The organism is Nonomuraea sp. NPDC003804 (genome assembly GCF_040610675.1).
Lineage (GTDB): Bacteria > Actinomycetota > Actinomycetes > Streptosporangiales > Streptosporangiaceae > Nonomuraea.
On record NZ_JBEXMT010000014.1, the window covers coordinates 46,287 to 71,110 of the forward strand.

Annotated in this window: 20 protein-coding genes; 10 read left to right on the top strand and 10 right to left on the bottom strand. The window is 70.5% G+C overall.

Annotated elements, in window-relative coordinates:
* Nucleotides 1–95 precede the first annotated feature (95 nt).
* The gene (locus ABZX22_RS20270) at nt 96–1,844 is read right to left on the bottom strand and encodes an ABC transporter family substrate-binding protein (protein WP_354911118.1); all 1,749 of its coding nucleotides are present in this window, start codon (nt 1,842–1,844) and stop codon (nt 96–98) included.
* A gap of 1,533 nt (nt 1,845–3,377) precedes the next feature.
* Between ABZX22_RS20270 and ABZX22_RS20275 the strand changes: the two genes are divergently transcribed.
* Both ABZX22_RS20275 and ABZX22_RS20280 read left to right on the top strand, forming a co-directional pair.
* Nucleotides 3,378–4,148 carry an SAM-dependent methyltransferase gene (locus tag ABZX22_RS20275; protein WP_354911121.1) on the top strand — a complete coding sequence of 257 codons (771 nt, stop codon included), beginning with the start codon at nt 3,378–3,380 and terminating at the stop codon, nt 4,146–4,148.
* 713 nt (nt 4,149–4,861) lie between these two features.
* Complete coding sequence (locus tag ABZX22_RS20280) at nt 4,862–5,800, top strand: hypothetical protein (RefSeq protein ID WP_354911123.1); 939 nt, start codon at nt 4,862–4,864, stop codon at nt 5,798–5,800.
* Nucleotides 5,801–6,033: 233 nt separating this feature from the next.
* Here ABZX22_RS20280 and ABZX22_RS20285 read toward each other — a convergent pair whose 3' ends face one another.
* On the bottom strand, nt 6,034–7,029 hold the full coding sequence (locus ABZX22_RS20285; protein ID WP_354911126.1) for an RDD family protein: 996 nt from the start codon (nt 7,027–7,029) through the stop codon (nt 6,034–6,036).
* Nucleotides 7,030–7,057: 28 nt separating this feature from the next.
* Between ABZX22_RS20285 and ABZX22_RS20290 the strand changes: the two genes are divergently transcribed.
* The gene (locus ABZX22_RS20290; protein WP_354911129.1) at nt 7,058–8,050 is read left to right on the top strand and encodes a stage II sporulation protein M; all 993 of its coding nucleotides are present in this window, start codon (nt 7,058–7,060) and stop codon (nt 8,048–8,050) included.
* Between the two features lie 349 nt (nt 8,051–8,399).
* Here the strand turns inward: ABZX22_RS20290 and ABZX22_RS20295 are convergent, their stop codons facing one another.
* Nucleotides 8,400–9,014 (bottom strand): TetR/AcrR family transcriptional regulator C-terminal domain-containing protein, encoded by a 615-nt coding sequence (locus ABZX22_RS20295; RefSeq protein ID WP_354911132.1) that lies wholly within the window; start codon nt 9,012–9,014, stop codon nt 8,400–8,402.
* 439 nt (nt 9,015–9,453) lie between these two features.
* Between ABZX22_RS20295 and ABZX22_RS20300 the strand changes: the two genes are divergently transcribed.
* Complete coding sequence (locus ABZX22_RS20300) at nt 9,454–9,942, top strand: DUF6326 family protein (RefSeq protein WP_354911135.1); 489 nt, start codon at nt 9,454–9,456, stop codon at nt 9,940–9,942.
* Nucleotides 9,943–10,115: 173 nt separating this feature from the next.
* Here ABZX22_RS20300 and ABZX22_RS20305 read toward each other — a convergent pair whose 3' ends face one another.
* Genes ABZX22_RS20305 through ABZX22_RS20325 form a run of 5 tightly spaced genes read right to left on the bottom strand, consistent with a single transcriptional unit; the run spans nt 10,116 to nt 15,300 of the window.
* The gene (locus tag ABZX22_RS20305; protein WP_354911137.1) at nt 10,116–11,414 is read right to left on the bottom strand and encodes a DUF58 domain-containing protein; all 1,299 of its coding nucleotides are present in this window, start codon (nt 11,412–11,414) and stop codon (nt 10,116–10,118) included.
* Complete coding sequence (locus ABZX22_RS20310) at nt 11,414–12,394, bottom strand: MoxR family ATPase (protein WP_354911139.1); 981 nt, start codon at nt 12,392–12,394, stop codon at nt 11,414–11,416. The genes ABZX22_RS20305 and ABZX22_RS20310 overlap by 1 nt, the downstream gene beginning before the upstream one ends.
* Nucleotides 12,384–13,508: a DUF4350 domain-containing protein gene (locus ABZX22_RS20315; protein ID WP_354911141.1), complete on the bottom strand. Its 1,125-nt coding sequence runs from the start codon at nt 13,506–13,508 to the stop codon at nt 12,384–12,386. Before ABZX22_RS20315 ends, ABZX22_RS20310 begins: the two co-directional genes overlap by 11 nt.
* Nucleotides 13,505–14,110 carry a DUF4129 domain-containing protein gene (locus tag ABZX22_RS20320; RefSeq protein ID WP_354911143.1) on the bottom strand — a complete coding sequence of 202 codons (606 nt, stop codon included), beginning with the start codon at nt 14,108–14,110 and terminating at the stop codon, nt 13,505–13,507. The genes ABZX22_RS20315 and ABZX22_RS20320 overlap by 4 nt, the downstream gene beginning before the upstream one ends.
* Entirely contained in the window at nt 14,107–15,300 is a 1,194-nt protein-coding gene (locus ABZX22_RS20325) for a glycerophosphoryl diester phosphodiesterase membrane domain-containing protein (protein ID WP_354911146.1), read from the bottom strand. The genes ABZX22_RS20320 and ABZX22_RS20325 overlap by 4 nt, the downstream gene beginning before the upstream one ends.
* A gap of 215 nt (nt 15,301–15,515) precedes the next feature.
* Here ABZX22_RS20325 and mtrA point away from each other — a divergent pair, with 215 nt between their 5' ends.
* The 6 genes from mtrA to ABZX22_RS20355 all read left to right on the top strand — a co-directional run bounded on the left by mtrA (nt 15,516) and on the right by ABZX22_RS20355 (nt 22,582).
* Nucleotides 15,516–16,193, top strand: coding sequence for an MtrAB system response regulator MtrA (mtrA, locus tag ABZX22_RS20330; RefSeq protein WP_043620615.1), 678 nt, complete (start codon nt 15,516–15,518; stop codon nt 16,191–16,193).
* A 14-nt stretch (nt 16,194–16,207) separates the two neighbouring features.
* Entirely contained in the window at nt 16,208–17,935 is a 1,728-nt protein-coding gene (mtrB, locus tag ABZX22_RS20335) for an MtrAB system histidine kinase MtrB (protein ID WP_354911149.1), read from the top strand.
* Entirely contained in the window at nt 17,925–19,682 is a 1,758-nt protein-coding gene (locus ABZX22_RS20340; RefSeq protein WP_354911153.1) for an LpqB family beta-propeller domain-containing protein, read from the top strand. Before mtrB ends, ABZX22_RS20340 begins: the two co-directional genes overlap by 11 nt.
* A 130-nt stretch (nt 19,683–19,812) precedes the next feature.
* A complete protein-coding gene (locus ABZX22_RS20345) occupies nt 19,813–20,616 on the top strand; it encodes a phosphoribosyltransferase family protein (protein WP_354911155.1) in 804 nt (267 codons plus the stop codon).
* A 451-nt stretch (nt 20,617–21,067) separates the two neighbouring features.
* A complete protein-coding gene (gene raiA, locus ABZX22_RS20350) occupies nt 21,068–21,727 on the top strand; it encodes a ribosome-associated translation inhibitor RaiA (RefSeq protein ID WP_354911157.1) in 660 nt (219 codons plus the stop codon).
* A 186-nt stretch (nt 21,728–21,913) separates the two neighbouring features.
* Complete coding sequence (locus ABZX22_RS20355; protein ID WP_354911159.1) at nt 21,914–22,582, top strand: response regulator transcription factor; 669 nt, start codon at nt 21,914–21,916, stop codon at nt 22,580–22,582.
* Nucleotides 22,583–22,742: 160 nt separating this feature from the next.
* Here the strand turns inward: ABZX22_RS20355 and ABZX22_RS20360 are convergent, their stop codons facing one another.
* Nucleotides 22,743–23,948, bottom strand: a complete 1,206-nt coding sequence (locus ABZX22_RS20360; protein ID WP_354911162.1) for a crosslink repair DNA glycosylase YcaQ family protein — start codon at nt 23,946–23,948, stop codon at nt 22,743–22,745.
* 481 nt (nt 23,949–24,429) lie between these two features.
* The gene (locus tag ABZX22_RS20365; RefSeq protein WP_354911165.1) at nt 24,430–24,672 is read right to left on the bottom strand and encodes an HGxxPAAW family protein; all 243 of its coding nucleotides are present in this window, start codon (nt 24,670–24,672) and stop codon (nt 24,430–24,432) included.
* Nucleotides 24,673–24,824: the final 152 nt, after the last annotated feature.

Sequence of the window (24,824 nt, forward strand, 5' to 3'; positions counted from 1 at the left end):
CGACGGGCTGACGATGTTGACGACGTGGGGTGGACACCCGTGACGCGGGGCCGGTCTGGGACCGGGCCCCGCGTCAGCCGGCGGTTAAGCCGAATCTACTGGGCAGCCCACTGCTGCATGTTCCAGGTGATGGAAGCCTGGCTCGGGTTGGGCTGGATGTTCTGGAGGTTAGAGCTCCAGGCCGACAGGGCCGGCTGCGAGTACAGCGGGATCGTCGCCAGGTCGTCCCAGAGGATCTTCTCGACCTGCTGGATCAGCGGCGCGACCTTGGCCGGGTCGGTCTCGGCCAGGATCTGCTCGGCGAGCTTGTCGTACTCCTTGTTGGAGTAGCAGCCCTTGTTGTTGCCCTTGGCCGACGGGGTGCACTTCTTGGGCGTCTGGTAGGTGGAGGTCCAGCCGCTGTTCAGCGACGAACCGGCCCAACCGAACAGGGCGATGTCGAAGTTGCCGTTGGCCAGGTCACCGGCGTCGTCGAAGAACTTCTCGCTACCGGTGTCGGTGATCTGGAAGCCGACCTGGTCGCAGGAGGCCTTGATCAGCTCGACGACCTGGGTACGGCGCGGGTTCGGCTGGTTGTAGCCGATGTTGACCTTGATCGGGGTCTTGACGCCCGAGTCGGCCACCAGCTTCTTGGCGCCCTCGAGGTCGACCTTGTCGTACTTGGTGCCGACCGCGGCGGTGACGGCCTCGGCGTAACCCGGCTGGAACGGCGCGATGTTGCGGACGTTCATCGGGGCGGCGTTCGGGTTCTGCGGCTTGATCAGGTTGTCGACGATCTGCTGACGCGGGGCGCAGAGCGCGATGGCCTGACGCAGCTTGGCGTCCTTGAACGGGCCCTTGTTGAAGTTGAAGTCCAGGTGGTCGTAGAGGAACTGCTCACCGGTCTTGACGGTGACGTTCTGCAGACCCTGCACCTGAGCCAGGACGTCCGGGTTCGACTGCGGCTCGATGATGTTCGTCTCACCGTTCTGCAGCGCCTGGACCTGCTGGTCCTGCGCGATGAAGCGGATGACGATCTTCTCGGTCTTGGCCTTCTCGCCCCAGAACTTCTCGTTGCGGGCGAGGGTGATGGACTGGCCGGGGGAGAACGAGTCGAGCACGTACTGGCCGGAGGACGGGATGAGCGCCTTGTCGGGCAGCTTGCCGTTGAAGATCCAGCCCTTGCTGAAGAACTCGGCGGCCTTCTTGAGCTTGCCGTGGTCCTCGGCCTTGATGGCGTCGAACAGCTCCTGCTCGCTGAGCCCACCCTGCTGGGCGACGATGTGCGCCGGCAGCTGGATGACGGGGGCCGCTGCCCAGTCACCGTACGACTTGGTGTAGTTCAGCGTCACCTCCTTGTCACCGATCTTGCAGTCCGGCATCTTGATCTTGTCCCACGTCGTCGTGCTGATGTAGCTGAACTCGGGGAACTTGCCGGAGGCCGCGGCGTAGGTGAGCATCACGTCGTCGCAGGCGATGGCGTTGCCGTCGGACCAGACCGCGTTCGGGTTGATGGTGTACTTCACCGTCAGCGGGTCGTCCGAGGTCTTCTCGTACGTGCCCATGTCCTTGTCCGGCGTGACGGACCCGTCGGCGCCGTAGTACCAGAAGTCCGCCAGGACCCGGTTCAGGACGATGTGGTTCTTGGAGGAGTACTCCTCAGCGGTCTGAGCGTTGTAGGAGCTGATCTCCTGCTCGAACGTGTGCGTGATCGTCGAGGCGTTCGCGGCGCCGCTGGCCGGAGCGGAGGCGCCGGCCGACGGGTCCGCGGCGGGCGCGTTGTCGGTAGCGCCGCAGGCCGTCAGCAGGATCGCTGCTCCCGTCGCCGCTGCCAGGAACCTTCCGGCCCTGCGTGCAGATGACACGGACTTACTCCTTGGGGGTTGAAACTTCGCAGCCAGTCTTGCGGAAAATGAAGCATTACTCCGTAGACGGAGGTAAGGGGTCACAGCAGAGTGTTGCAGACCTGATGCCGTCAAAGGCATGTTCCGTAACAAAGCTGGGGCGAATAGGTGCAAATCACCACATATTCGTTACCCACGGTGATCGGAGAGGGGGAGAGCGTTCTCTGGTCGTCCACAGCCCTCCTGACCGTCCACAGAATCCCGTTCGCCGCAGCTCGTCAAGCCGCAATTCTCCATCCTGAGATCCCCACCCCCCAACCCGGGAGGAACCTCGATGGAGCATTCCCCAGCAGTCACTGTGGTACACGAGCGTCACACGCCTCCGGCGCACGATTCCCGGGAGCGCCGCGCGCCGGCCCGTCCCGCGGCCGCCACGGTGGTCCCGACCGCGGTGGGCCGTTCCTGCCGCGCGGGTGCGTCTCCGCTGCGGGAGGGCCCGGAAGACCGCTCGCAGGAGGGGGCCGTCCGCCCGGCCGGAGTGACCGGCTCCCCCTGCCGGGCCCCGAGGCGGCCTGCCTCCTGGGAGTGCCGCCGAGCCGCCAGGGGGATGACCCGCCGGAGGACCCACCGGGTGCCCGAGTGGGGATCTCGTGGGGTAGCCAACTGGGCAACTGGTCGGTCAGCTCGGCGGGTGCCGGCGTGAGGATGCCAATCCGCGCGAGGTGCGGCGGTCGCCGCGTCCGGTCCGCCGACGGCCACGACCGTTGGCGCGGTCGTCATCCCTTTCCGAGTCCGGACCCGCCCGGTGAGCACACCGCGGGACCCGGACGGCCTTCCTCCCACGCCCGCCGGAGTCGCCCTGCCGATCCCGCAAGTCCTGCCGATCCCGCAAGTCTTGCCGGCCCGCCCGACGGCGCCCGAGGAGCGGGGAGGCGTGGCCGCATGGTCCCCGGAACGGGCGGAGCCCGAGCGTTCCAGCAGGTGGTGGGCTCGCCGGGCTCGGACAGTCTTCCTTCCGTCGTCACCGGAGTCGTGCTCCTGCCGTTCCCGCGAGCCGCGCCGGACGGTTGCGCCCCCGCCTGCGGGGACGCACAGTCGCATGATCCCCGAAAACATCCGGACCGGCTTCGCCAATGGGGACGCACAGCCGCATGATCGCCGAAAACGACCGGACTCGCTTCGCCAGCGGGGACGCGTGGTCGCATGATCCCCGGAAACGACCGGACACGCGGCGTTTCCGCAGGTCGTGGTCATCCACCCGGCCCGGACATCCGAGCTCGAAGGGCCGATGACCGGAAACCCCTGCCAAATCTGGAGTTATGTGGATGTTACGGGCTGGTACCCTGATCACGGACGTACATGATCCTTATCGCACGGGGTCCTCGCGAGGGAGGCACGCGATGCGGCGGCGCAGCGTTCACGGGCACGCGTGCCCGACGGCGCGATGTCCCAGTCCGGCGTCATCTCATCCGCCTTCTCGTCGATTCATCTCGGTAACCGCGAGAATCACCTCAGTAACCGAGAAGCGCCGACCGGCGAGCCAGGGGTGACTGAATGAGCGAGAACGCTCCCCTGGGTATTGATGTGAACACGCCCAATGTCGCGCGAATCTACGACTACATGCTCGGCGGCAAGGACAACTTCGCCGCCGACAGGGAAGCGGTCGAGCAGATAATCAAGGCGTTCCCCGAATCGAGGGAGGGCGTGAAGCTCAACCGCGAGTTCCTCGGCAACGCCGTTCGCTATCTCACGGCAGAGGTGGGGATCAGTCAGTTCATCGACATCGGCGCCGGGCTGCCCACCCAGAGCACCGTGCACCAGGTCGCCCACGGCGTGAACCCGGAGGCGCGGGCCGTCTACGTCGACAACGACCCGATCGTATGCGTGCACGGCCGTGCCCTGCTCGCCAACTCGCCCACGGTCGCCATGGTCGAGGGCGACCTGCGCAGGCCGGAGGAGATCTGGTCCCGAGCGCTGGAGACCGGGCTGATCGACGGCGGCCAACCCGTGGGAGTACTGCTCGTCGCCGTCCTCCACTTCCTGGAGGACCCGTACGAGGAGGTCGCCAAGCTCAGGGAGTTGATGGCGCCCGGCAGCCACTTGGTGATCACGCATCTGTCCATGCGGGACGAACGTAGTGACGACACCGAGACCGTACGGCAGGTCTACTCGAAGGCGAGCTCGGGCGTGGTGCCCCGAAGCCTCGACGACATCAGACGGTTCTTCGGCGACTTCGAGCTGCTCGACTCGGGGAAGTTCATCTCCGCCCATCTGCTGCGCCGGTTCTCCATCCTGGGCTGGGCCGGCATCGGCCGCAAACCCTGAACGGCCCACGCTCCTGAACGACCAGTGCTCGCCAGCGGCCGGAGCCCTGACCGGCTTCTGACTGCCTCTGACCGGCTTCTGGCTCTGACCGGCCGGAGCCCTGACGACCATGAGCTCCGAACCGCCGGAGCCTCTCATGGCCGCCAGCTCTGAACGGCCGGCAGCTCTGTACGGCCACTGTTCGGACATGTCCGTCCAGGTCTCCGGCTCCGGCCGGCCTCAGCCTGGTTCGCCATCGCCCCGGTCCGCGCGACCAGCTCGGTTTGTCTTCGCCCACTCTCGGTCGGTTCGTTTCGGTCCATCTCCGTGTGCTTTCGGTCGGTTCGTTTCGGTCCATCTCCGTGTGCTTTCGGTCGGTTCGTTTCGGTCCACCTGCGTGTGCTCTCGGCTGGTTCGTCGGGCTCGCCTTCGTGCGGTCGCGGCGTTCGTTCGGATCCCCTTCGCTGGTCTCGGCCGGTCCGCTCAGGCCGCCTCAGCGTTAGCCTGTGCGGCCTGGTGGTGCGGCTTCCACGCGAGGCTCGACGCGCACGACGTCGGGGAGGTGACCTGCCCGGCTGCGGCCGGTTCAGTGGGGTCCCGTTGCTTGGGTTGCGGGCGGTTTGTTCGGCTCGCGTGTGCCCTGTGCCGGCCGGTCCGATCAAGCCCTCTTCGCCGGGTCCCGGATGGTTCGTGTGGGTGGGAACGATCGTGGGCGGGCCTACGTCGTAGCCGATATGACGGATTTCGCGGGGATTGACGAGCAGCTCCTGGTGACCAAGGAACGGGTGCGGCGCTTCGACCACCTCACCCGGCAGCGAGGCGCGGTCACCGGCCAGCTGTCCCAGGTACGGCAGGCGGTCGCCGACCTCCACTCCCGCCTCGCCGAGGAAGAGAATGACGTGACCCGCCTGGAGAACGGTATCGCCGGGTTCCTCGCGAAGCTGGTCGGCTCGAAGGAGGAACGGCTCACCCAGGAGAGGGCGGAGGCGGAAGCCGTACGTCAGCGGCTGGACGGCCAGCGCGCCCGGGTGTCCTCGCTCGAGGCCGACCTCGCGGCCATCGACGGTGAGCTGGCCCGGCTCGGCACGGTCCGCGACGAGTACGCGAGGCTGCTCGCCGAGAAGGAACGGCTGCTGATCGACTCGGGCGACCCGCGCGGCCGGGAGCTGGCAGACCTGGCGGAACGGCTCGGCGACCGGGCCGCCGACCTGCGCGAGCACGACGAAGCGCACAAGGCGGGGGTCGTCGCGGGGCGGGAACTCGCCTACGTGCTCGACCGGCTCGGCAGCGCGCGTGGAGCGTCGCAGTGGGACATGCTCGGCGGCGGCTACATGGCGGACGCGGTCGAACGCAGGCGGCTGGAGGAGGCGGACCAGGCGGCGTGGCAGGCGCAGCGGGCACTGGACGTCTTCTCCAGGGAACTGGCCGACATCGGGGTGGCCGCCAGTCCTCGGTTGCCCGAGGTCGACACGCGGTGGTTCGTGGACACCTTCTTCGACAACATCATCACCGACGTACTGAAGCACCAGCGGATCAACGGCACGCGTGACGCGGTGGCGGAGGTGGCGCAATGGGCCGGGGCGACGGTGGAGGCCATCGCCCGCCGGAGCGCCGAGCTGGCCGCCGAACGTACCGCCCTCCTGGCCCGCCGCGACGAACTGCTCGCCCCCTGACGGAAGTACCACCGGCCTCAACAGGGTCGACAAACCCCCCACACCGACGCACACTCCCCGGTGCCGGGGTGCCGGGGTGCCGGGGTGCCGGGGTGCCGGGGTGCCGGGGTGCCGGGGTGCCGGGGTGCCGGGGTGCCGGGGTGCCGGAGGCCGGCGAGGCGCGCGCCCGACGGCACTCCCGGGGTGCCGGGAGGCGCCCGCACCTGGCGACACTCGACGGAGACCGGGCCCGGTTACTGGGGTGGGGCGAAGCCGCCCGGGGTGGGGCCGGGCGGGGTGGTCGTGTCCGGCGCGGGACCCGACGGCGGAGCGCCCGTGGGCCCGGACCGGCCGGGCGCGGGCTGCGCGGAGCCGGGGGCGGACCAGGGCTGCGAGGGGGGTGATGGTGCGGCCGTGGCATGCGGAGCAGCGTACGGCCCGCCGTACGGCATGGACGGCGGTCGCGGCGCAGCCTGTGGACGACCGGCGGCATGAGGAGCGCCCTGTGGATAACCCAGGCGCGCATGGTCCCGCCGACGGCGTTCGGCCAGCACCGCGCTCAGGTAGGCGTGCGGTGGCACCCCGGGCGGCGGCGGGGGCGTCACGTAGGCCGCGACCTGGGTGGCGATCCGCACCCCCATCTCGTGCTGGACGGCGGGCGACAGGTCATGCCATCGCGAGAGGTACTGCCGGGCCGCCCCCGCCACCTCGTCCGGCAGCTGGGACAGCTCCAGCGTCTGCGCCCATTCCCTCAGCTCGGGCGGCATGAGAACCGGCTGCGACGTCCCGCTCGGCCCGCGCTCGGAGATCACGATCGTGCCGGCGAACGCGTCGCCGAGCCGCTTGCCCCGCTGCGACACCAGGGAGGCGATGAGCGCGGGCGCGCCGAAGAACGTCCAGAACTCCAGCACCCCGGCCAGCCCCCTGAACAGCGCCTGCCGGAACCGCTCGGGCCCGCCGTCGTCGCTGACCACCCGCAGGCCGAGCGCGAGCTTGCCGAGGCTGCGCCCCCGCGTCGCCGTCTCGAAGACGACCGGGTAGCCGACCATCACCAGGACGCTGATCAGGATCGACACCGCGGCGGCGAGGGCGGGGTCGGACACGACGGAGGCGGAGAAGACCAGTGTCACGGCCCCGACCAGAAGCACGATCTGCACGATCATGTCGATCGCGAGCGCCACGGCCCTGATGGGCGGCTGCGCTACCCGCACCTCCACGACGACCGCGTCGCCGGTTACCACCTCGGACATAAGGGGAGCCTAGTGCCAGAATGTCCCGGTGGACATTGACGCCTTCGTCGCCGCGCACCGCCCGGCCTGGGATCGCCTGGAGCATCTGGTACGGCGACGCAGGTCGCTGACCGGCGCGGAAGTGGACGAACTGGTCGAGCTCTACCAGCGGGTGTCCACCCACCTGTCGATCGTGCGCTCGGACGCCCAGGACGCGATGCTCGTCGGACGGCTGTCGGCGCTCGTGGCCAGGGCCCGCTCGGCGGTGACGGGTGCGCACGTGCCCGTGTGGCGGGAGTTCGTACGGTTCTTCACCGTGTCGTTCCCCGTGGTGGCCTACCGCGCCAGATGGTGGTGGGCGATCACGGCGCTGGCCTTCCTGGCCCTCTCGTGGATCATGGGCGCGTGGGTGGCGGGCAACCCCGAGGTACAGGCCGCGATCGGCACGCCCGAGGAGATCAAGCAACTCGTCGAGCACGACTTCTCCGACTACTACTCGGAGAATCCCGCCGCGTCGTTCGCCAGCCGGGTGTGGATCAACAACGCGTGGGTGTCCATGCAGGTCATCGTGTACGCCATCTTCCTCGGCCTGCCCATCCCGTGGATCCTGTTCCAGAACGCGGCCAACGTGGCGATCTCCGGCGGGCTCATGGCCTCGCGGGGCAAGCTCGACGTCTTCTTCGGCCTCATCCTTCCTCACGGCCTGCTCGAGCTGACGGCGGTGTTCCTGGCCGCGGCCGTCGGCATGCGGCTCGGCTGGACGGTCGTCGCGCCGGGCTCGCGCCGCCGGATCGACGTGCTGGCCGAGCAGGGCAGGGCGGTGGTCAGCGTGGCGGTCGGGCTGGTGGTGGTGCTGTTCGTGTCGGGGCTGATCGAGGCGCTGGTCACTCCTTCGGGCCTGCCGACGTGGGCCCGGGTGGGCATCGGGGTGCTGGCGCTGGTGGCTTTCCTCGCCTACATCGGCTGGTTCGGGCGGAAGGCCGAGCGGGCCGGCGAGACGGGCGACCTGGAGCGGGCGCCGGACGTCGTCCCCACGGCCTGACACGCGAAAAGCCACCCCCGCCCAGCGGGCCGTCCGGCCCGGCCGGAGCCGTCCGGCCGCCCCCGCGGGTCATGCGGCGCCGCTAAGAGCAGTCCGGCGGCGCGGCTGAGAGCCGTCCGGCCGCCCCTGCGGGTCCGTAGCGCATAGTTGCCTTCGTGGCCGCTGACCGAGGGGTGCGCGGCCTTCCATGCCGTGAGGACCGGTTCGATCAACGCCCACTGAGCGTCGGTCAAGTCGCTCGGGTACGGCTTGCGCTCGGTCACCGCGCCATCCCAGCACAATGGGACCCGCAGACTGGCGGTAACACTACAAATTCAAACGATCACATAACGGCATCATGGATGGAGGCTCACGTAGGCACTCTCAGGGGCTCGAGGGCGGCTAGGACGAGGTCGAGGCCGAAAATGAACTCCTCCGCCGGGTCGTAGCCGGCAGCGGCGAGCGCCGCGGCGGACTCGTTGAGGTAGGGGAACTCGTCAGGAGGAAGTTGGGGCAGGAAGACGCCCTCGGTCATGTCCGCGAGCTCATCGGCGGTGTCGAACGGCAGGCTGGCTTCCTGCAGGGCGAAACCGTAGACGTAGCTGTCGAGCAACCAGTTGGCGTGTGTCGCCATCAAGACCGAGAAGCCGGCCCTCCGCAGGCAGGCGGTGACCGCTTCGCGGTGGCGGAGGTTCGCGGGCCCTGGCGATGTCCGCGACTCCATCAGGCCGATCGCCCACGGGTGGCATGCGAGAACCCGACGGGCGGATACCGCCCGCCGTCGCATCGCTGACTGCCAGTCGGTCTCTTCGGGCGGGAGCTCGATCTCCTCGAACACGATGTCGATCATGGCGTCCAGCAACTCCTCCTTGCTCGCCACGTAGTAGTAGAGCGACATCGCGCCCGCGCCGAGAGCGCCAGCCAGCCGGCGCATGCTCAGTCCGTCGACCCCCTCGCGGTCGGCGAGCCGGACCGCCTCGATCACCACCCGCTTCTTGCTCAGCCCCGCGTCTGACGCGACCTGGCGTCGTTCCCTTGCAGACAACGGGTCTCCTCGCTCCCTCGAACGGCTTGACAATCGTTCAGCGTACGGTCATGGTACAGCGTACTACTCGTAGTACAGCGTACGACGTACGATGTACGAACCGGCGAGAGTCGTAGCTCGGACGTGAGGAGGCTTCTGTGGGAATCGAACAGCGATCGAGTGCAGGAGCACGCCTGGTGCCGGGGGCGAGTCCGGCCGGGGCGACAACGATGCGGGCCGCCGACCAGCACCGCTACGGCCTGCCCTCAGCGCTCGAGTCGTCCGAGGTCCGGGCTACCGCTGCCCGGTCGAGGCGATGTGCTCGTCCAGGTGGGCGCGGCCTCGGTACATCCCTGCCGCCACTCCGGCGGAGGGACCGCTCCTCTCGAAAGAAGAACCGATGACCATCCGAACGAAAACCCCGAACCTGCTCGACAACCCGCCGGTCCCCGTGCAGGCCAAGCTCGCCGTCGCGTGGACCAGCTTCATGTTCCTCTACATCTACGTCGACTACTTCCACCTCCACAAGCCCGGCGTCATCGACAAACTCCGCGCCGGCGTCGTCTTTGAGTTCGACATCAGCCCGACGTTGTTGACCATGATGCTCGCGTCCGTGGCGATCCCGGCCCTGATGGTGATGCTCTCCATGACGCTGCCCGCCCGGGTGAACCGCGCCACGAACCTCGTTGTTGCCTTGCTCTACATCCCCTACTCGGCGGTAAACGCGGCAGGGGAGTCCTGGGACTGGGCCTTCTTCTACGGCCTCTCCATCGGAGTCGAGGTGCTGCTCCTGGCCTTCATCCTGCGCTCCGCCTGGACCTGGCCTCGAACCCCCGCCGTCCCAGCCGGTCCCGCGACGACCGACCTTCGACAGGACCTCCGACAGTAGGTATCCGAGTAAAGCCCTACGGCGTGAAGCCCGCCGCCGCGGACACCGGGCCGAACGTGACCAGCTCAGCCGCGGTATACGCAGAGAACCTGCTCACGAGCGGTCCGGTGTCCGCGCCAGCCGCGCCCGTAGGCCGAACGGCGGCTGACCGACCAGCAGACCTCAGCCAACCGTTAGAGGCGTCCGGCCGCCTTCAGCGCCAGGTAGGCGTCGGCGAGGGCGGGCGCGAAGTCCTCCGGCAGGGCGTCCACGACCTCCACGCCATGGCCCCTGAGCCGGGCCGTGATGCGCCTGCGCTCGGCGACGGCGCGGGAGGCCGCCGCCGCGTCGTAGACCAGCTCGGCCGTACCCCGGCCGGCGGCCATCTCGGCGACGCGCGGGTCGGAGACGGCCGCGACCAGCACCAGATGCCTGGCCGACAGCTGCGGCAGCACCGGCATCAGGCCCTCTTCCAGCGCGGCGGCGTTGAGGTCGGTGAGCACGACCACCAGGGCGCGCCGCCTGGCCCTGGCCAGGATCGCGGCGACCATCCCCGGCGCGTCGGACTCCACCAGCGAGGCCTCGATCGGCGCCATGACGTTCACCAGCGCCGACAGCAGCTCGGTGCGGGAGGCGCCGGCCACCCACGCGCGCACGGCCCTGTCGTAGGCGAGGAAGTCGACCTGGTCGCCCGCCTTGGCGGCCAGGGCGGACAGCAGCAGGGCCGCGTCCATCGACCAGTCGAGGCGGGGCCAACCGGCGTCGAGGCGGCCCGCGGAGGTGCGCCCGGTGTCGAGCACGATCAGCACGCGCCGGTCGCGCTCGGGCCGCCAGGTGCGCACCACCACGTCGTTGCGGCGGGCGGTGGCCCGCCAGTCGATGGAGCGCACGTCGTCGCCGACCACGTACTCCCGCAGCGAGTCGAACTCCGTGCCCTGCCCTCTGACCAGCGCGGGATGGCTGCCTTCGAGCTCTCTCAAGCGCGCCAGCCGTGAGGGCAGGTGCTTGCGTGACAGGAACGGCGGCAGCACCCTGAGGGTCCACGGCGCGCTGTGGTCGCCCTGACGGGCGGCCAGCCCGAGCGGGCCGAGCGCGCGCACGGTCACCGCGACGGACGAGCGGTCGCCACGGCGCGTGGGCGTCAGCGCCAGGTCGATCCGCCGCCTCTCGCCCGCGGGCACGTCGAGCGGCACCGATCGGGTCGCGAGCCCGGCCGAGGGCGGCCAGGCGTCGCGCAGGACGCCACGCACCCGGCGCGGCCCCGGGTTCTCCACGACGAGCGAGACGGTGGCCGTCTGGCCGAGCCGTACCGTCGTGTCGCCCGAGCGGGTGAACCTGAGCGCCCGCACCGATCCGGCGAACAGCAGGTCCACCACGACGGCCGCGGCCAGCAGCAGGCAGCAGGCGGCCACCGCGTAGCCGGGGCCGGGCGCGAGCAGGACCACCACGACGCAGAGCGCCGCGACGAGCCCCACACGTCCTGTCAGCGCCATCAGCGGGGAACCGGCACGGCGGCCAGGATGCCGTCGAGCAGGCCGTCGGGGGTCGCGCCCTCGAGCTCCGCCTCGGGCCGCAGCTGGATCCGGTGCCGTAGCGCGGGCCTGGCCAGCGCCTTCACGTCGTCAGGTGTCACATAGGTACGGCCGGACAGCCACGCCCACGCCCGCGAGGCCGCCAGCAGCGCGGTCGCGCCGCGCGGCGAGACGCCGAGCTGGAGCGACGGCGACTGCCTGGTGGCCCTGGCCAGGTCGACGATGTAGCCGAGCACCTCGGGCGCCACGTGCACGGCGGCGACCGCGTCGCGTCCGGCGGCCAGGTCGTCGGCGGAGGCGACCGGCTTGACCTGGGTCAGGTCGCGAGGGTCGAAGCCGCGCGCGTGCCGTTCGAGCACCGCGATCTCCTGATCGCGCGGCGGCAGCGGCACGGTCAGCTTCAGCAGGAACCTGTCGAGCTGCGCCTCGGGCAGCTGGTAGGTGCCCTCGTACTCCACGGGGTTCTGCGTCGCGCACACCACGAACGGGTCGGGCAGCGGCCGCGCGTCGCCCTCGACGCTGACCTGCCGCTCCTCCATCGCCTCCAGCAGCGAGGCCTGCGTCTTGGGCGGCGTGCGGTTGATCTCGTCGGCGAGCAGCAGGTTGGTGAAGACCGGGCCCTCGCGGAACTCGAACTCGGCGGTCTTCGCGTCGTAGATCAGCGAGCCGGTCACGTCGCCCGGCATCAGGTCGGGCGTGAACTGCACGCGCTTGAAGTCGAGCGACATGGCCGCCGCGAGCGTGCGCACCATCAGCGTCTTGGCGACGCCCGGCACGCCCTCCAGCAGCACGTGGCCCCTGCACAGCAGCGCGATGACCAGCCCCGTCACCACCGCGTCCTGGCCGACGACGGCCTTGGCCACCTCGGCGCGCAGCGCTCCGAGCGCCTCGCGCGCGACGTCGCCGCGCCCCGCCACGCGGGTGGTCTCCTCAGTGTTCACGTACCTGCCTCTCGATCTCGTCCAAGTATCCAGCCAGGGCCACGAGTTCGGCGTCGCCGGACGGCGGCGGGCCGTACAGAACCGCCGCGAGCCTGCCGGGGTCCTGCCCCGTCCGTACGGCGAGCGCCGCGACGACCTCGTTGGCGCCCGCGCCCGAGCCGAGCCCGAGCCGGGGGACGAGCCGGTCGAGGGCGCCGCCGCGCAGCGCCTCGGCGGCCTGGAGCCTGGCCCTGCGGGCGTTGTAGAGGCGTCCCCTGCCCTCCACGGTCTCGGCCGCCCTGACGACCACGGGCAGCCGCTCGGCCACCACCGGGCCCAGGCGCCGGGCCTGCCAGAACGCGGTCAGCAGGACCGCGACGGCCGCCATCAGCACCGCCCACGGGACGTTGTCGGGCAGCAGCTCCTCGATGGTCCTGCCGCCGGGTCCCGCCACCGGCTCGCCGCCCGGCGGAACCGGCGCGGGCACCAGCCACGTCACCGCCTTCCGCGCGCCCAGCAGGTGCAGCGCCAGCGCCGCGTTGCCGTCCTCGGCCAGGCGCTGGTTGGTCATGAACTCGCCGCTGCCGACCGCGGTGACCGTACCCGAGACCATGAGCGATCCGTCGTAGCAGGAGGTGCCGCCCGCCTCGAACGTCCGGCCGCCCAGGAAGGCGCTGCCCGCGACGCGGGCGGCGGGCAGGTCGCAGTCGGGCTCCCGCGAGCGCAGCCGCACCTTCTCCTCGGCCACGATGTCGGGCGCGAGCACGTCGAAGTACGGCTGCTCGCCCACCACCACCCGGTCGCCCGGGATCGCGGCCAGCCGCTCGGCCTCGTCGAAGCCGCCGCTCCACGGCGCCGCGACCAGCAGCACCCGCTCGCCCTCGCGGCCCAGCGACTCGGCGACCGCCACCGAGTCGACCCTGTCCACGCGCACGCCCTGCGCGGCGAGCAGCCGTGCCAGCGCCTTCGCGCCGCCCAGCGAGGTGTCGGCCGGGTCGAGGTAGTGCCCGGGTTTCTCGCCGCCGGCGATCAACGCGCCCACGACGGCCGTCACGACGACGAGCAGCCCGACGAGCACGGCCGCCCTGGAGCGCCGCCACAGCCCGGCGGCGGTGGGAGAGACAGGAACGCTCACGGTGCCACCGGCCTCGCCGCGCGCAGCCGTTCGTCCAGCTCGCGCAGCATCGCGTAGGCCTCAGGAGTGCCGGGCACGCCGCCGTAGGCGACGTCGTCGAAGGCGCGCGCGGCGGCGGCGAGCTCGCCGGCGAAGGCGGGCAGCGATCGGCCCGCCTCGGCGGCCAGCTCGTCGGCGGTGCGCCCAGGAAGGCTGTCGACCAGCGCGCGGTCCTGCAGGTCGCGGGCGATCGCCCGCAGGCGCTCCTGGACGGCCTCGGCCCAGCGGCCCTCCCCGGCCAGCCGTTCGGCGGCCAGCCGGTGCTCGGCGGCGGTCATCGCCCTGCCGCCGAACAGGTCGCCCGGCGCGGCGGTGCGGGTGCGCGCCGACCGGCGCGACAGCCACACCATGGCCGCGACGGCCACCACGACGACCAGGACGAGCAGCACCGCCGCGAGGACGGCCCCGACGGGGTTGTCGCCGGTCTTGAAGTCGGTCAGGTCGCCGAGGAACTGCTGGAGCATGCGCCAGAGCCGGTCGGGGAGCGGCTCGTCGGCGTACTCGGGCCTGGCCAGCTCCTCGGCGGCCCTGCGCTGGGCCTCCTCTCGTCCAGGAGGGGTCACGGCCTGCGCGCGTTCGACGGATGCCAGAGGTCGTCGGCCGAGGCGTGCACCCAACCCTGGCGCTGCTGCTCGAGCGCGGCGGTCTGCAGGACCAGGTCGAAGGCCTCGCTGCGCATCCGCCTGTCGGTGTAGAGCAGGCCGGCCACGCCCGCCTGCAGCGGGTAGGTGATCATCGCGCCGAGCGTGCTGCCGATGGCGAACACCGCGGCTACCAGGATGGTCGCGCCCGTGGAGCCGCCGCCCATCAGCGCGACGACGCCCGCGATCAGCCCGAACGGGAAGCTGATGACCATGCTGACCAGGTAGGCGAGGAGCATCGTGAGGAGGAGGATGCCCAGCACCCGCCAGAAGTCGCCGCTCACCAGCCGCCACGAGCGGCGCAACGCCTGCACGGGGCCGAGCCCTTCGAGCACGACGGCGGGCGCCGCGAAGGCGAAGCGCGCGTTGACGGCCAGCGCGTAGCAGATGTAGAAGAGCAGGGACAGCAGGGCGAGCCCGGCCGCCGCGCCCGGCGACCCAGCCGCCGCCAGCGCGACGACGATCAGGGCGATCGGGACGGCCGGCAGCAGCGCGATGCCCATGATCAGGAACGTCACCCCGAACAGCGCGGGCACCCGCGGCGCGACCAGCCGCCACGCCTCGCCGGCGGTGATCTTCCCGCCGAAGACGGCCCGGCCGAGGATCCTGATGAGCACGCCGGTCAGGATCGTGACCGCGACGAGGCTCACCACCGCGGAGATGATCGTGGGGAGCGTCTGCGACAGGAAGCCGCCGCCCTCCAGCGTGGCGGCGTCGGCGGCGGCCGGGTCGGTCAGCACGCTGCCCAGCGAGCGGAACGCCAGCGCCTGCCCGATCGAGACGGGGACGGAGGCCACCGCCGCCACGATCGCCGACAGGCCGAGCACCGCCTTCGGGTTCGACCTGATCAGCTTGATCGTGCCGTCGTAGATGTCGCCGAGGCGCAGCGGTCGCAGCGGGATGATCCCGGGACGGAGCGCGGGCGGCGGCGCGTAGCCGTACCCTGGGGGTGGGTAACCGTAGCCTGGGTTGGCGTGAGGCGGGGGCGGCGGCGGGGAAGCCGGCTGCTGCCAGGCGGACGGGGCCGGGCCGCTGTAGGGGGATCCGGGCGCCTGGTAGGGCGGGGGCTGCTCAGCCGACCAGCCGGGCGGCGTCTCGTGACCGTCTGACATACACCAATCCTGGCATGATGGGCGGCTCGTTGGTGTAGTCGGTCTTCGGGGATGGCCGAAACCCACCCTGGTCTTGCAGACTGAGATTACGGGGGTTACCAGGAAGTCTAAAATTCGGCTTTCAATGGTCTGATGGTTATGCCATGAGCCTGGCAAGGGTAACCTTCAGCAACCGTGCGGGTATGTCCCACAATGCGTAGAACGAATGAGGGGCCATGAAAGGTCGCGTGCTGGTTGTCGACGACGACGCCGCTCTCGCCGAGATGCTCGGCATCGTCCTGCGGGGCGAAGGCTTCGAACCGTCCTTCGTCTCCGACGGCGACAAGGCCCTCGACGCGTTCCGGGATACGCGCCCGGATCTGGTCCTGCTCGACCTGATGCTGCCGGGGGCGGACGGCATCGACGTGGCGCGCAGGATCAGGGCTGAGTCGGGGGTTCCGATCGTCATGCTCACCGCCAAGAGCGACACGATCGACGTCGTGCTCGGTCTGGAGTCCGGTGCCGACGACTACATCGTCAAGCCGTTCAAGCCCAAGGAGCTCGTGGCGAGGGTGCGCGCGCGCCTTCGCCGTACCGACGAGCCGACGCCCGAGATCCTGCAGATCGGCGACATCACCATCGACGTGGCGGGCCACTCCGTCAAGCGCGGCGAGGAGACCATCAACCTCACCCCGCTGGAGTTCGACCTGCTCGTCGCGCTGGCCCGCAAGCCGCGCCAGGTCTTCACCCGCGAGGTGCTGCTCGAGCAGGTGTGGGGCTACCGGCACGCCGCCGACACCCGCCTGGTCAACGTGCACGTCCAGCGCCTCCGCGCCAAGATCGAGAAGGACCCCGAGCACCCCGAGATCGTGGTGACGGTCCGCGGCGTGGGCTACAAAGCCGGTCCTGCCTGACCTCCCCTCCGCTCATGCCTCCGTCGAAGACCAGGATCCGTCGCAGGACGCTTCGCCAGATTCTGGGTGGCGTCCGGCGGCGGGCTCGGCGTGCGGCAAGCGCTGTCCGGCGCACCTGGCGGCGGTCGCTGCAGCTCCAGGTCATCACCAGCACGCTGGTGATCTCGGTGACCGTGGTGGCGGTGCTCGGCGTCTTCCTGGTCCAGGAGATCAACACCTCGGTGCTCAACGGCCGCAAGCTGTCGGCGGCCAACGAGGCCACCGCCGACCGGGTGGCCATCGCGGCGGCCCTCGACGCCGAGCCCATCGAACCGCCCAAACAGGGCGAGGGCGGCCCCGCGGTCGCCGAGGGCCCGCTCGACGCGGCCGTCAACAGCATCATCGGCACCGGCGAGAACGGCTGGCGCAAGCGCTACCAGCTGCTCGTGCTCAACCCGACCGAACCGGGGCAGTCGCGCGCCACCGGCAGCGTCCTGCCCACCGACGTCCCCGAGGACCTGCGCAACCGGCTCCTCCTCAAGCGCGACAAGGGCGTGCTCAACGACCCCCTGCAGGGCGTCTACCGGCTCAAGTTCGCCCCCAGCGCCGAACCTCAGCTCACCCTGGTCGTGGGCGCCTTCATCGACGACGGCTACGAGATCTACCACTTCTTCCCGCTCACCGACGAGGAGTCGCTGCTCTCCATCGTCAGACAGGTGGTCGTGGTCGTGGGCATCGGCCTGGTGCTGCTGCTCGGCGCCATCGCCTCCCTGGTCACCCGCCAGGTGGTGACCCCCGTACGGCTGGCCCGCCAGGCCGCCGAACGCCTCGCCTCCGGGCGCCTCGACGAGCGGCTCAAGGTACGCGGCGAGGACGACCTGGCCCGCCTGGCCACCTCCTTCAACGAGATGGCCGCCAACCTGGCGCTCAAGATCCATCAGCTGGAGGAGCTGTCGCAGGTGCAGCGGCAGTTCGTCTCCGACGTCTCGCACGAGCTGCGCACCCCGCTGACGACCGTGCGCATGGCCGCCGACCTGCTCTACGACGCCCGTGAGGACTTCGAGCCGATGGCCGCGCGCTCGGCCGAGCTCATGCAGGCGCAGCTCGAGCGGTTCGAGTCGATGCTGGCCGACCTGCTGGAGATCAGCCGCTACGACGCGGGAGCGGCCACGCTCGACCTCGACTCCACCGACGTGCGCGACGTGGTGCTGCGCGCCGTGGCCGACTCCGAGGCGCTGGCCGAACGGCACGGCACCCGCTTCGAGCTGCGGCTGCCCAGCGAGCCCTGCATGGTCGAGATCGACAGCCGCAGGGTCGAGCGGATCCTGCGCAACCTGCTGTTCAACGCGATCGAGCACGGCGAGGGGCGCGAGATCGTCGTCACGGTGGGCGCCGACCGCGACTCGGCGGCCGTGGCCGTACGGGATCACGGCGTGGGCCTCAAGCCGGGCGAGGAGCAGATGGTCTTCGACCGCTTCTGGCGGGCCGACCCGTCGCGGGCGCGCACCATCGGCGGCACCGGGCTCGGGCTGGCCATCTCGCGCGAGGACGCCATGCTGCACGGCGGCTGGCTGCAGGCGTGGGGCTCGCCCGGGGAGGGTTCGCAGTTCAGGCTCACCCTGCCGCGCACGGCGGGGGCCGAGCTGAAGGGCTCGCCGCTCTCGCTCGTGCCGCCGGAGGTGGAGATGCGGCGGACGTGGCGCGGGCACATCACGCCGGTCCTCTCACCGGTGGTGGGGGAGGGGGTCTTCCATGCGGAGTAGGAGGATCCTGGCCTCCGTGATGGCGGCGAGCGTGATGTGCGGCGGCTCCGCCTGCTCGGTGATCTCGGTGGGCGGCCCGCCCGAGCAGGTCACCCCCGCCGACGCGGCCGACTCGCTGAGCAAGCCGTTCCAGCGCATGGTCGCCACACCGCCCCAGAAGGAGTGGGACGCCGTCAGGACCGTCAAGGGGCTGCAGGCTTCCATGGCCAGCTTCGACGACGTCGAGCAGAAGATCCTGCGCGAGTACCTCACGCCCGAGGCCAAGCGCGCCTGGAAGCCGGACGGCTCGGTCCTCGTCGTCGAGGACAACCCCACCTACCAGCCGGTGGGCGACGACATCGTGCAGCTCGAGGCCACCCAGATCGCCGTCATCCACGACGACGGCTGGTACGAGCCCAAGCGGGAGAAGCTGACCCTGCAGTTCATGGTGGCCAAGACCCCGGACGGCTACCGGGTCGCCAGGCTGAGGAACGGGCTGATGCTGCTCACCGCCGCCGACGTGCGCAGGGCCTACGAGCCGGCCGACATCTACTTCCTCGGCGGGTCCGGCTCGCTGGACGACCCGGGCGCGCTGCCCGTCGTCGACCACGTCTGGCTGCCGATCAACCCCACCAGGTCGCTGGCGGAGACGATCGTCGACAGGCTGCTCGAAGGGCCGAGCGAGTCGCTCGAAGGCGCCGTGTCCACCGCGTTCGAGGGCATCAGCCTCGACCGGATCACGCCCGGCGAGGAGTCGGTCGTGGTCTACCTCGAAGGGCGGTTCAAGCAGGACCCGCCACCGGCCGAGGCGCTGATGAAGCAACTGCAGTGGAGCCTGCGCGAGGTGACCAAGGGCCGCAGCATCGAGGTGCGGCTCAACGGCGACACCTTCTACGACTCCACGCCGCTGGTCATTGGGCCCAAGGACAACGACGGCTGGCCGCGCCCGCCGGAGAGCAAGGTCTACTTCGTCCAGAACGGCCAGCTGATGTGGCTCGGCGCCAAGGGCGCGGGCCTGGCCGTCCCCGGACCCGTCGGCCAGCTCGGCGAGGAGTACAAGGAGCCCGCGATCGCGCCAGGCCCCCTCGCCAAGGGAGACCCGACCGAGTACGTGGCCGCGCTGAAGAGCGACGGGCGCAGCATCTGGACCAACCGGCTCTCGCCGGAGAGCCAGTGGCAGGAGGCGATCAAGGGCACCGACCTGACGCCGCCGAGCTGGAACTGGAACGGCACGCTGTGGACGGTCGACAGGATCGACGACCACACCTCCTACGTGCTGCGCCACGACAGCGCCAACCACGAGCAGCCGGTGACGCGCGTCGCCGCGCCCGAGCTCAACGGCAAGCGGGTCACCGCGTTCAAGGTGGCGCGGGACGGAACCCGCGTGGCGGCCGTCGTCTCCGACGGCGGCGCGCTGTCGGTCATGGTGGGCGTGATCGCGGGCGACCGGCTCGACCACTTCCAGACGTTGCTGACCACCGGGGAGACCGAGGAGATCAAGGACCTGGCGTGGAGTGACTCCGAGCACCTGATCGCGCTGGTGGGGAGCAGCTCGGGCAGCACGCCCACGGAGATCGACATCAGCAACGGGCAGCTGCGGCAGCTGGCGGCGGACAAGCGGATCACGTCCATCTCGGCCCTGAACGAGCGGCTGGTCGCCGGCACCGACGGCGAGGACGGCGGCAAGGTGCTGGAGCTGGTGCAGGACAAGTGGGTCGACACCAAGGTCCAGGCCGGCACCCAGTCACCGACCTTCCCCCTGGACTGACGCGCCCCTCCGGAGCCGCCGGCATCCGCCCTGACCGGCGGTTCTGCCGGTGCCGGCCTCGACCTTCCACCCCGGAGGCCAGGCCGCCCGCACCGGGATTCTGTCGGTGCCGGCCTCCATGCTGGTCCCCGTGCTGGACCTCCTCCTGCCCACCCGCTGCGTCGGCTGCGACAGGCGCGGCAGCCTGCTGTGCGACGCCTGCCTGGTCGTCGCCCCCGCCCTCCGCGCGCCCCGTCCCGCCCCCGCCGGCCTGCCCGCCTGCTGGTCGGCGACCCTCTACGAGGGCGCGGCCCGCCAGGCGATCCTCCATTACAAGGAGCGCGGCCGTACGGCGCTGGCCGTCCCGCTGGCCCACGCCCTCGCCTTCACCCTGGCCACGGCCGTCCCCGAGGGCGCCCTGGCCGTCGTGCCCGTGCCGAGCGCCGGGCGTGCCGTACGCGCCAGGGGGCACGACCCGGTCCGCCGTCTGGCCGCGCTCGCCGTACGGCAGCTGGGCGGGCTCGGCCGGGAGGTCACTCTCCGCACCGACCTCCGGCACGGCAGGAGGGTCGCCGATCAGGCGGGCCTGAGCGCCGCGCAGCGGGCCGCCAACCTCGCCTCCTCCCTGCGAGTCGACCCCGCGGGTAAAGGCCGCCTGAGCGGCCGCTCAGGCGCGTCCATGGTCATCGTGGACGACGTCGTCACCACCGGGGCGACGCTCGCGGAGGCGGCCAGAGCGGTACGTGAGACGGGAGCGGAGGTGGCCGCCGCGGTGACCGTCGCCGCGACACGCCGACGCGGTCCACCGGATTTCCTCACGGAGGGTAAAGAGAACGCCAAAGCCGTGGGCTCCCCGGTTCGCCACATGTCCCTTCCTTCTGCGCAGCTCATCCGTCTGGAGAGGCAGGTCGAAAGGTGTGTTCAACCGTCAAAGGGGGCATCATCTACCCCTTGAGGAGCCGAAGAAAATCACGGAAAGTGATCTTTTGGGCGATCCTCAGGCTGACATTCGGTCCTGATGCGGATAGCGTTCTGACATGGCACCCGTTCGGGTCCGTGGTTGCGCAGAGCCGGGGGTCCCGGCTCTGCTAGCCGATGCCAGCCGCAGGCGAAACGGTCCACGTAAAGCGACTTTTTGTCGACTGATCACGGTGCGGCTTAGAGGTAAGTCCTGCCTTCCCGAGGGTCCAGATGTCCCTCGCCAAGAAGAGAAGGGCAGTAGTGGCACGGAGCCGCGAACCCCTCAGCAGGCGGATGTGGGGTCGAAGACCAGGTCGGCCGAACGGGTGCCACTGGAGCCATTGGTGACGACGTGTCGAAAGAGGGTAACGGTGAAACTAGACCACGCCTGGCATGCACGTCGCCGGGCGCTCTGTCTCAGTCGTTAGACGAAGGGGGGCTGTTGCATGGACATCATCGTCAAGGGACGGCACACAGGAGTGAGTGACCGGTTCCGAGACCATGTGACGACCAAGCTGGCCAGGATCGAACGTCTGGACAACAAGCTCATCCGAGTGGATGTGGAGGTGTCGAAGGAGCGCAACCCCCGCCTCGCCGACCAGCGCGAGCGTGTCGAGCTGACCATTCACTCCCGAGGACCGGCGGTCCGCGCCGAGGCCTCGGCCGACGACCGATTCGCCGCCCTCGACCTCGCTCTCGACAAGCTGGAAGGTCGCCTGCGGCGCATCGCCGACCGGCGCAAGGTGCATCACGGCAACCACGCGACCCCTTCCGTGGCGGAGCTGACAGCCGCACTCGCCGATGTGTACGAAGCGACGCCGGAGGCCATACCCGCCCCCGCCCCGGCGGAGTCCGAAGAGGAGTTCCTGCCCGACGACAAGGCCTATGACGACATCGTCCCCATCGAGATGGACGGCGACGGGCCGTGTGTCGTCCGGGAGAAGTTCCACAAAGCCGAACCCATGACCATCGACCAGGCCCTCCTCGAGATGGAACTGGTCGGGCACGACTTCTATCTGTTCCGCGACAAGGAGAGCGGCCAGGCGAGCGTCGTCTACAGCCGGCGCGGCTACAACTACGGCGTGTTGCGGCTCGTCGAGCCCTGAACTACGCCAACGAAGATCCTCTCGACCACCCCAGGACCGCAAAAGCCTGGCATCATGGCGGTTCAACGGCTCTGGCCCCCCACGAGGAGGAGACGTGAGCGAGCGCAGCGAGCGAGCCGGGGCGGCGCGCCTCGGCCACGTGAGCGAGCGAGCCATCAGGCAGATGCGGTCCGCTGAGGAGGCCGCATGAGCGACCCGATCCGCGTGATGATCGTTGACGATCACGAGCTGATCAGGCGCAGCCTCGCGCTGGCTTTGGCCGCCGAGGACGACATCGAGGTGGTCGGCGAGGCCAGCGACGGTCAGGAGGCGGTCGAACTCGCCGATCGTCTTCTGCCCGACGTGGTCTTGATGGACGTCAGGATGCCCCGCCAAGGCGGCATCGAGGCGACCCGCGGCATCAAGGCGTCGGTGCCCAGCACGCGGATCATCATGCTGACGGTCAGCGACGAGGAGGAGGACCTCTTCGAGGCCATCAAGGCGGGGGCGACCGGCTACCTGCTCAAGGACGTCCAGATCGACGAGGTGCCCGACGCGGTGCGCGGGGTGTACGAGGGGCAGTCGCTCATCAACCCCGCCATGGCGGCCAAGCTCATCACCGAGTTCGCCAACATGAGCCGCAAGGAGGCCGAGCGGCCGCCGCAGCTGCCCGTACCCCGGTTGACCGACCGGGAGATGGAGGTGCTGCGGCTGGTGGCCAAGGGGATGAACAACCGCGAGATCGCCAAGCAGCTGTTCATCTCCGAGAACACGGTGAAGAACCACGTGCGCAACATCCTGGACAAGCTACAGCTGCACTCCCGGATGGAGGCGGTGGTCTACGCCGTCCGCGAACGCATGCTGGAGATCACCTGAGGCTCCGCCCTCACCCTGCGTGACCAAGCGGGGGCGCCCCTTTCCGGGGCGCCCCGCTTCGTCCGGGGCTGCCGTCAGCGGGCCGCCCGCTTCGTCCGGGGCTGCCGTCAGCGGGCCGCCCGCTTCGTCCGGGGCTGCCGTTGGCGGGCCGTCCGGCGAGTCAGCGGAGGTCGGGCAGGGCGAGAGGGAGTGCGTCGAGCAGCGGCTTGGCGTGCGCCTCGGAGGTGACCCGCTCCACCCGCACGTCGGTGCATCCCACCCAGCTCGCCGCCGACCAGAGCGCCTCCCGCACCCCCGCCAGGTCGGCCGGCCGCACCCTCGGCGACTCGAACGACACGTGCCTGGCCACGAACGTCTGCCCCTCCCGCGCCGGATCGACCCGCGCGATCAGCTTGCCGCCCGACAGCACCGGCATCGTGAAGTACCCGTGGACCCGCTTCGCCTTGGGGACGTAGAGCTCCAGGGTGTAGTCGAAGCCGAACACCCGCGACGTGCGGCCCCGGTGCCAGATCAGCGAGTCGAACGGCGAGACGAGCGTGGTGCGGTGCCGCCCGCGCGGCTCAGACGCGAGCACCTCGGGGCTCGCCCACGCGTCGGCGGCCTGCCCGTTCGGCGCCCAGCCGGCCACCTTGACCGGCACCAGCCCGGCCGCGCCGTCGGCCAGAGCCTGGTCGAGCAGCGCGGCGTAGGAGCCCCTCAACCTGAGGAAGTCGATCAGGTCGGCGCGCGTGGCCACGCCGAGGGAGGCGCCGGCGACGGCGGCCAGCCGTACGACGCACTCCTCGTCGGTGAGCTCCTGCCCGAGCAGGTCGGCGGGGACGGCACGCTCGGCCAGGTCGTAGACCCTGCGCCAGCCGACGCGCCTGGTGCAGACCAGCTCGCCGATGTCGAGCAGCCACTCGAGCGCGATCTTCGAGTCGGACCAGTCCCACCACTCGGCGCTCTTCTTGGCGCCGCCGATGTCGGAGGTGGTGACCGGGCCGCTGTCGCGCACCTGGTGAAGGACCTTCTCGTAGTCGGCGGGCACCTCGTGCCAGCGCTGCCGGCGCGCGCGGTAGGCGCGGCGGCGGAAGCCGTACAGCGGCCAGTGCTCGATCGGCAGGATGCAGGCGGCGTGGCACCAGTACTCGAAGCTGCGGGCGGGGTTGTGCCAGTAGGCGCGCTCGACGGTGGTCCTGCCGACGGCGCCCAGCCTGCCGTAGGCGACCAGTTCGTGGGAGCGGGCCAGGACGGAGACCGTGTCGAGCTGGACGGCGCCCAGCCTGCGCAGCATCCCCTGCACGCCGCCGCGCCTTCCCTCGGCGCCCAGGAAACCCTGGGCGCGCAGGATCAGGCGGCGCGCGTCGTCGGCGCTCAGCTCGGTCATGTCGTGGATCCGGGGGTACGGCACAGCATGCCGCGATCGTAACGGCGGGCACCGACAGAAAACCGCGCCCAGGGGACCGCGACGCCGTTCACCCGTCGCGCCACGGATCGCCACCACGACCGGCGCCTCGACATGGACCCCCGGGCCTCCACCGGCCAGGGGGCACGTCCACCGGTAAGGGGGCACGTCCACCGGTAAGGGGGCGCGTCTACTGGTCAGGGGGCGCGTCTGCCGGTAAGGGGGCACGTCTGCCGGTCAGGGAAACGCCGGTCGGGAGGTGTCCGCGCCGGGTGACCACCCGCCGCACAACGGTCGGCCGGCGTCGGCACCGGCGTCGGCACCGGCATCGGCATCGGCATCGGCATCGGCATCGGCACCGGCGTCGGGCGGACGCCGGGGGCGACGCCCGGTGCCGGTCCTGGAACGGCGACGGCGGGCGGCGGGGTCTGGATCCCCTGCCGCCCGCCGTCGGCGGAGTTCGTCAGCGATGGTCCTCGGCGCGCATGCCGACACGGGGCGCGTCGATGACGACGTCGGAGAAGATGTCGAAGACAAGGGCGAGGACCCCGCCGAGCACGAAGATCCCGACACCGACCCAGACGATCATCCAGTTGGCTATCGTCAGGCCGACACCGCCCACGGTGAACCCGGCCAGCATGATGCTGACCGCCAGCCACGAGGACGCCCGTCCGGCGTGGTTGCCAAGGTTGTGACCATCTGCCATGGCCTATCCCTCCTGAAGATGTTTCCCGCCGAGCCATGTCAATGGTGCGAGATCAAACCAGATCGGCATACGCTCTGCCGAAAGACCATTCTCCCAGACGGGTGTTGCGGCCTCCTAGTCGCGGTGGCTGTGTCTGGTGGCGGAACCGCCTA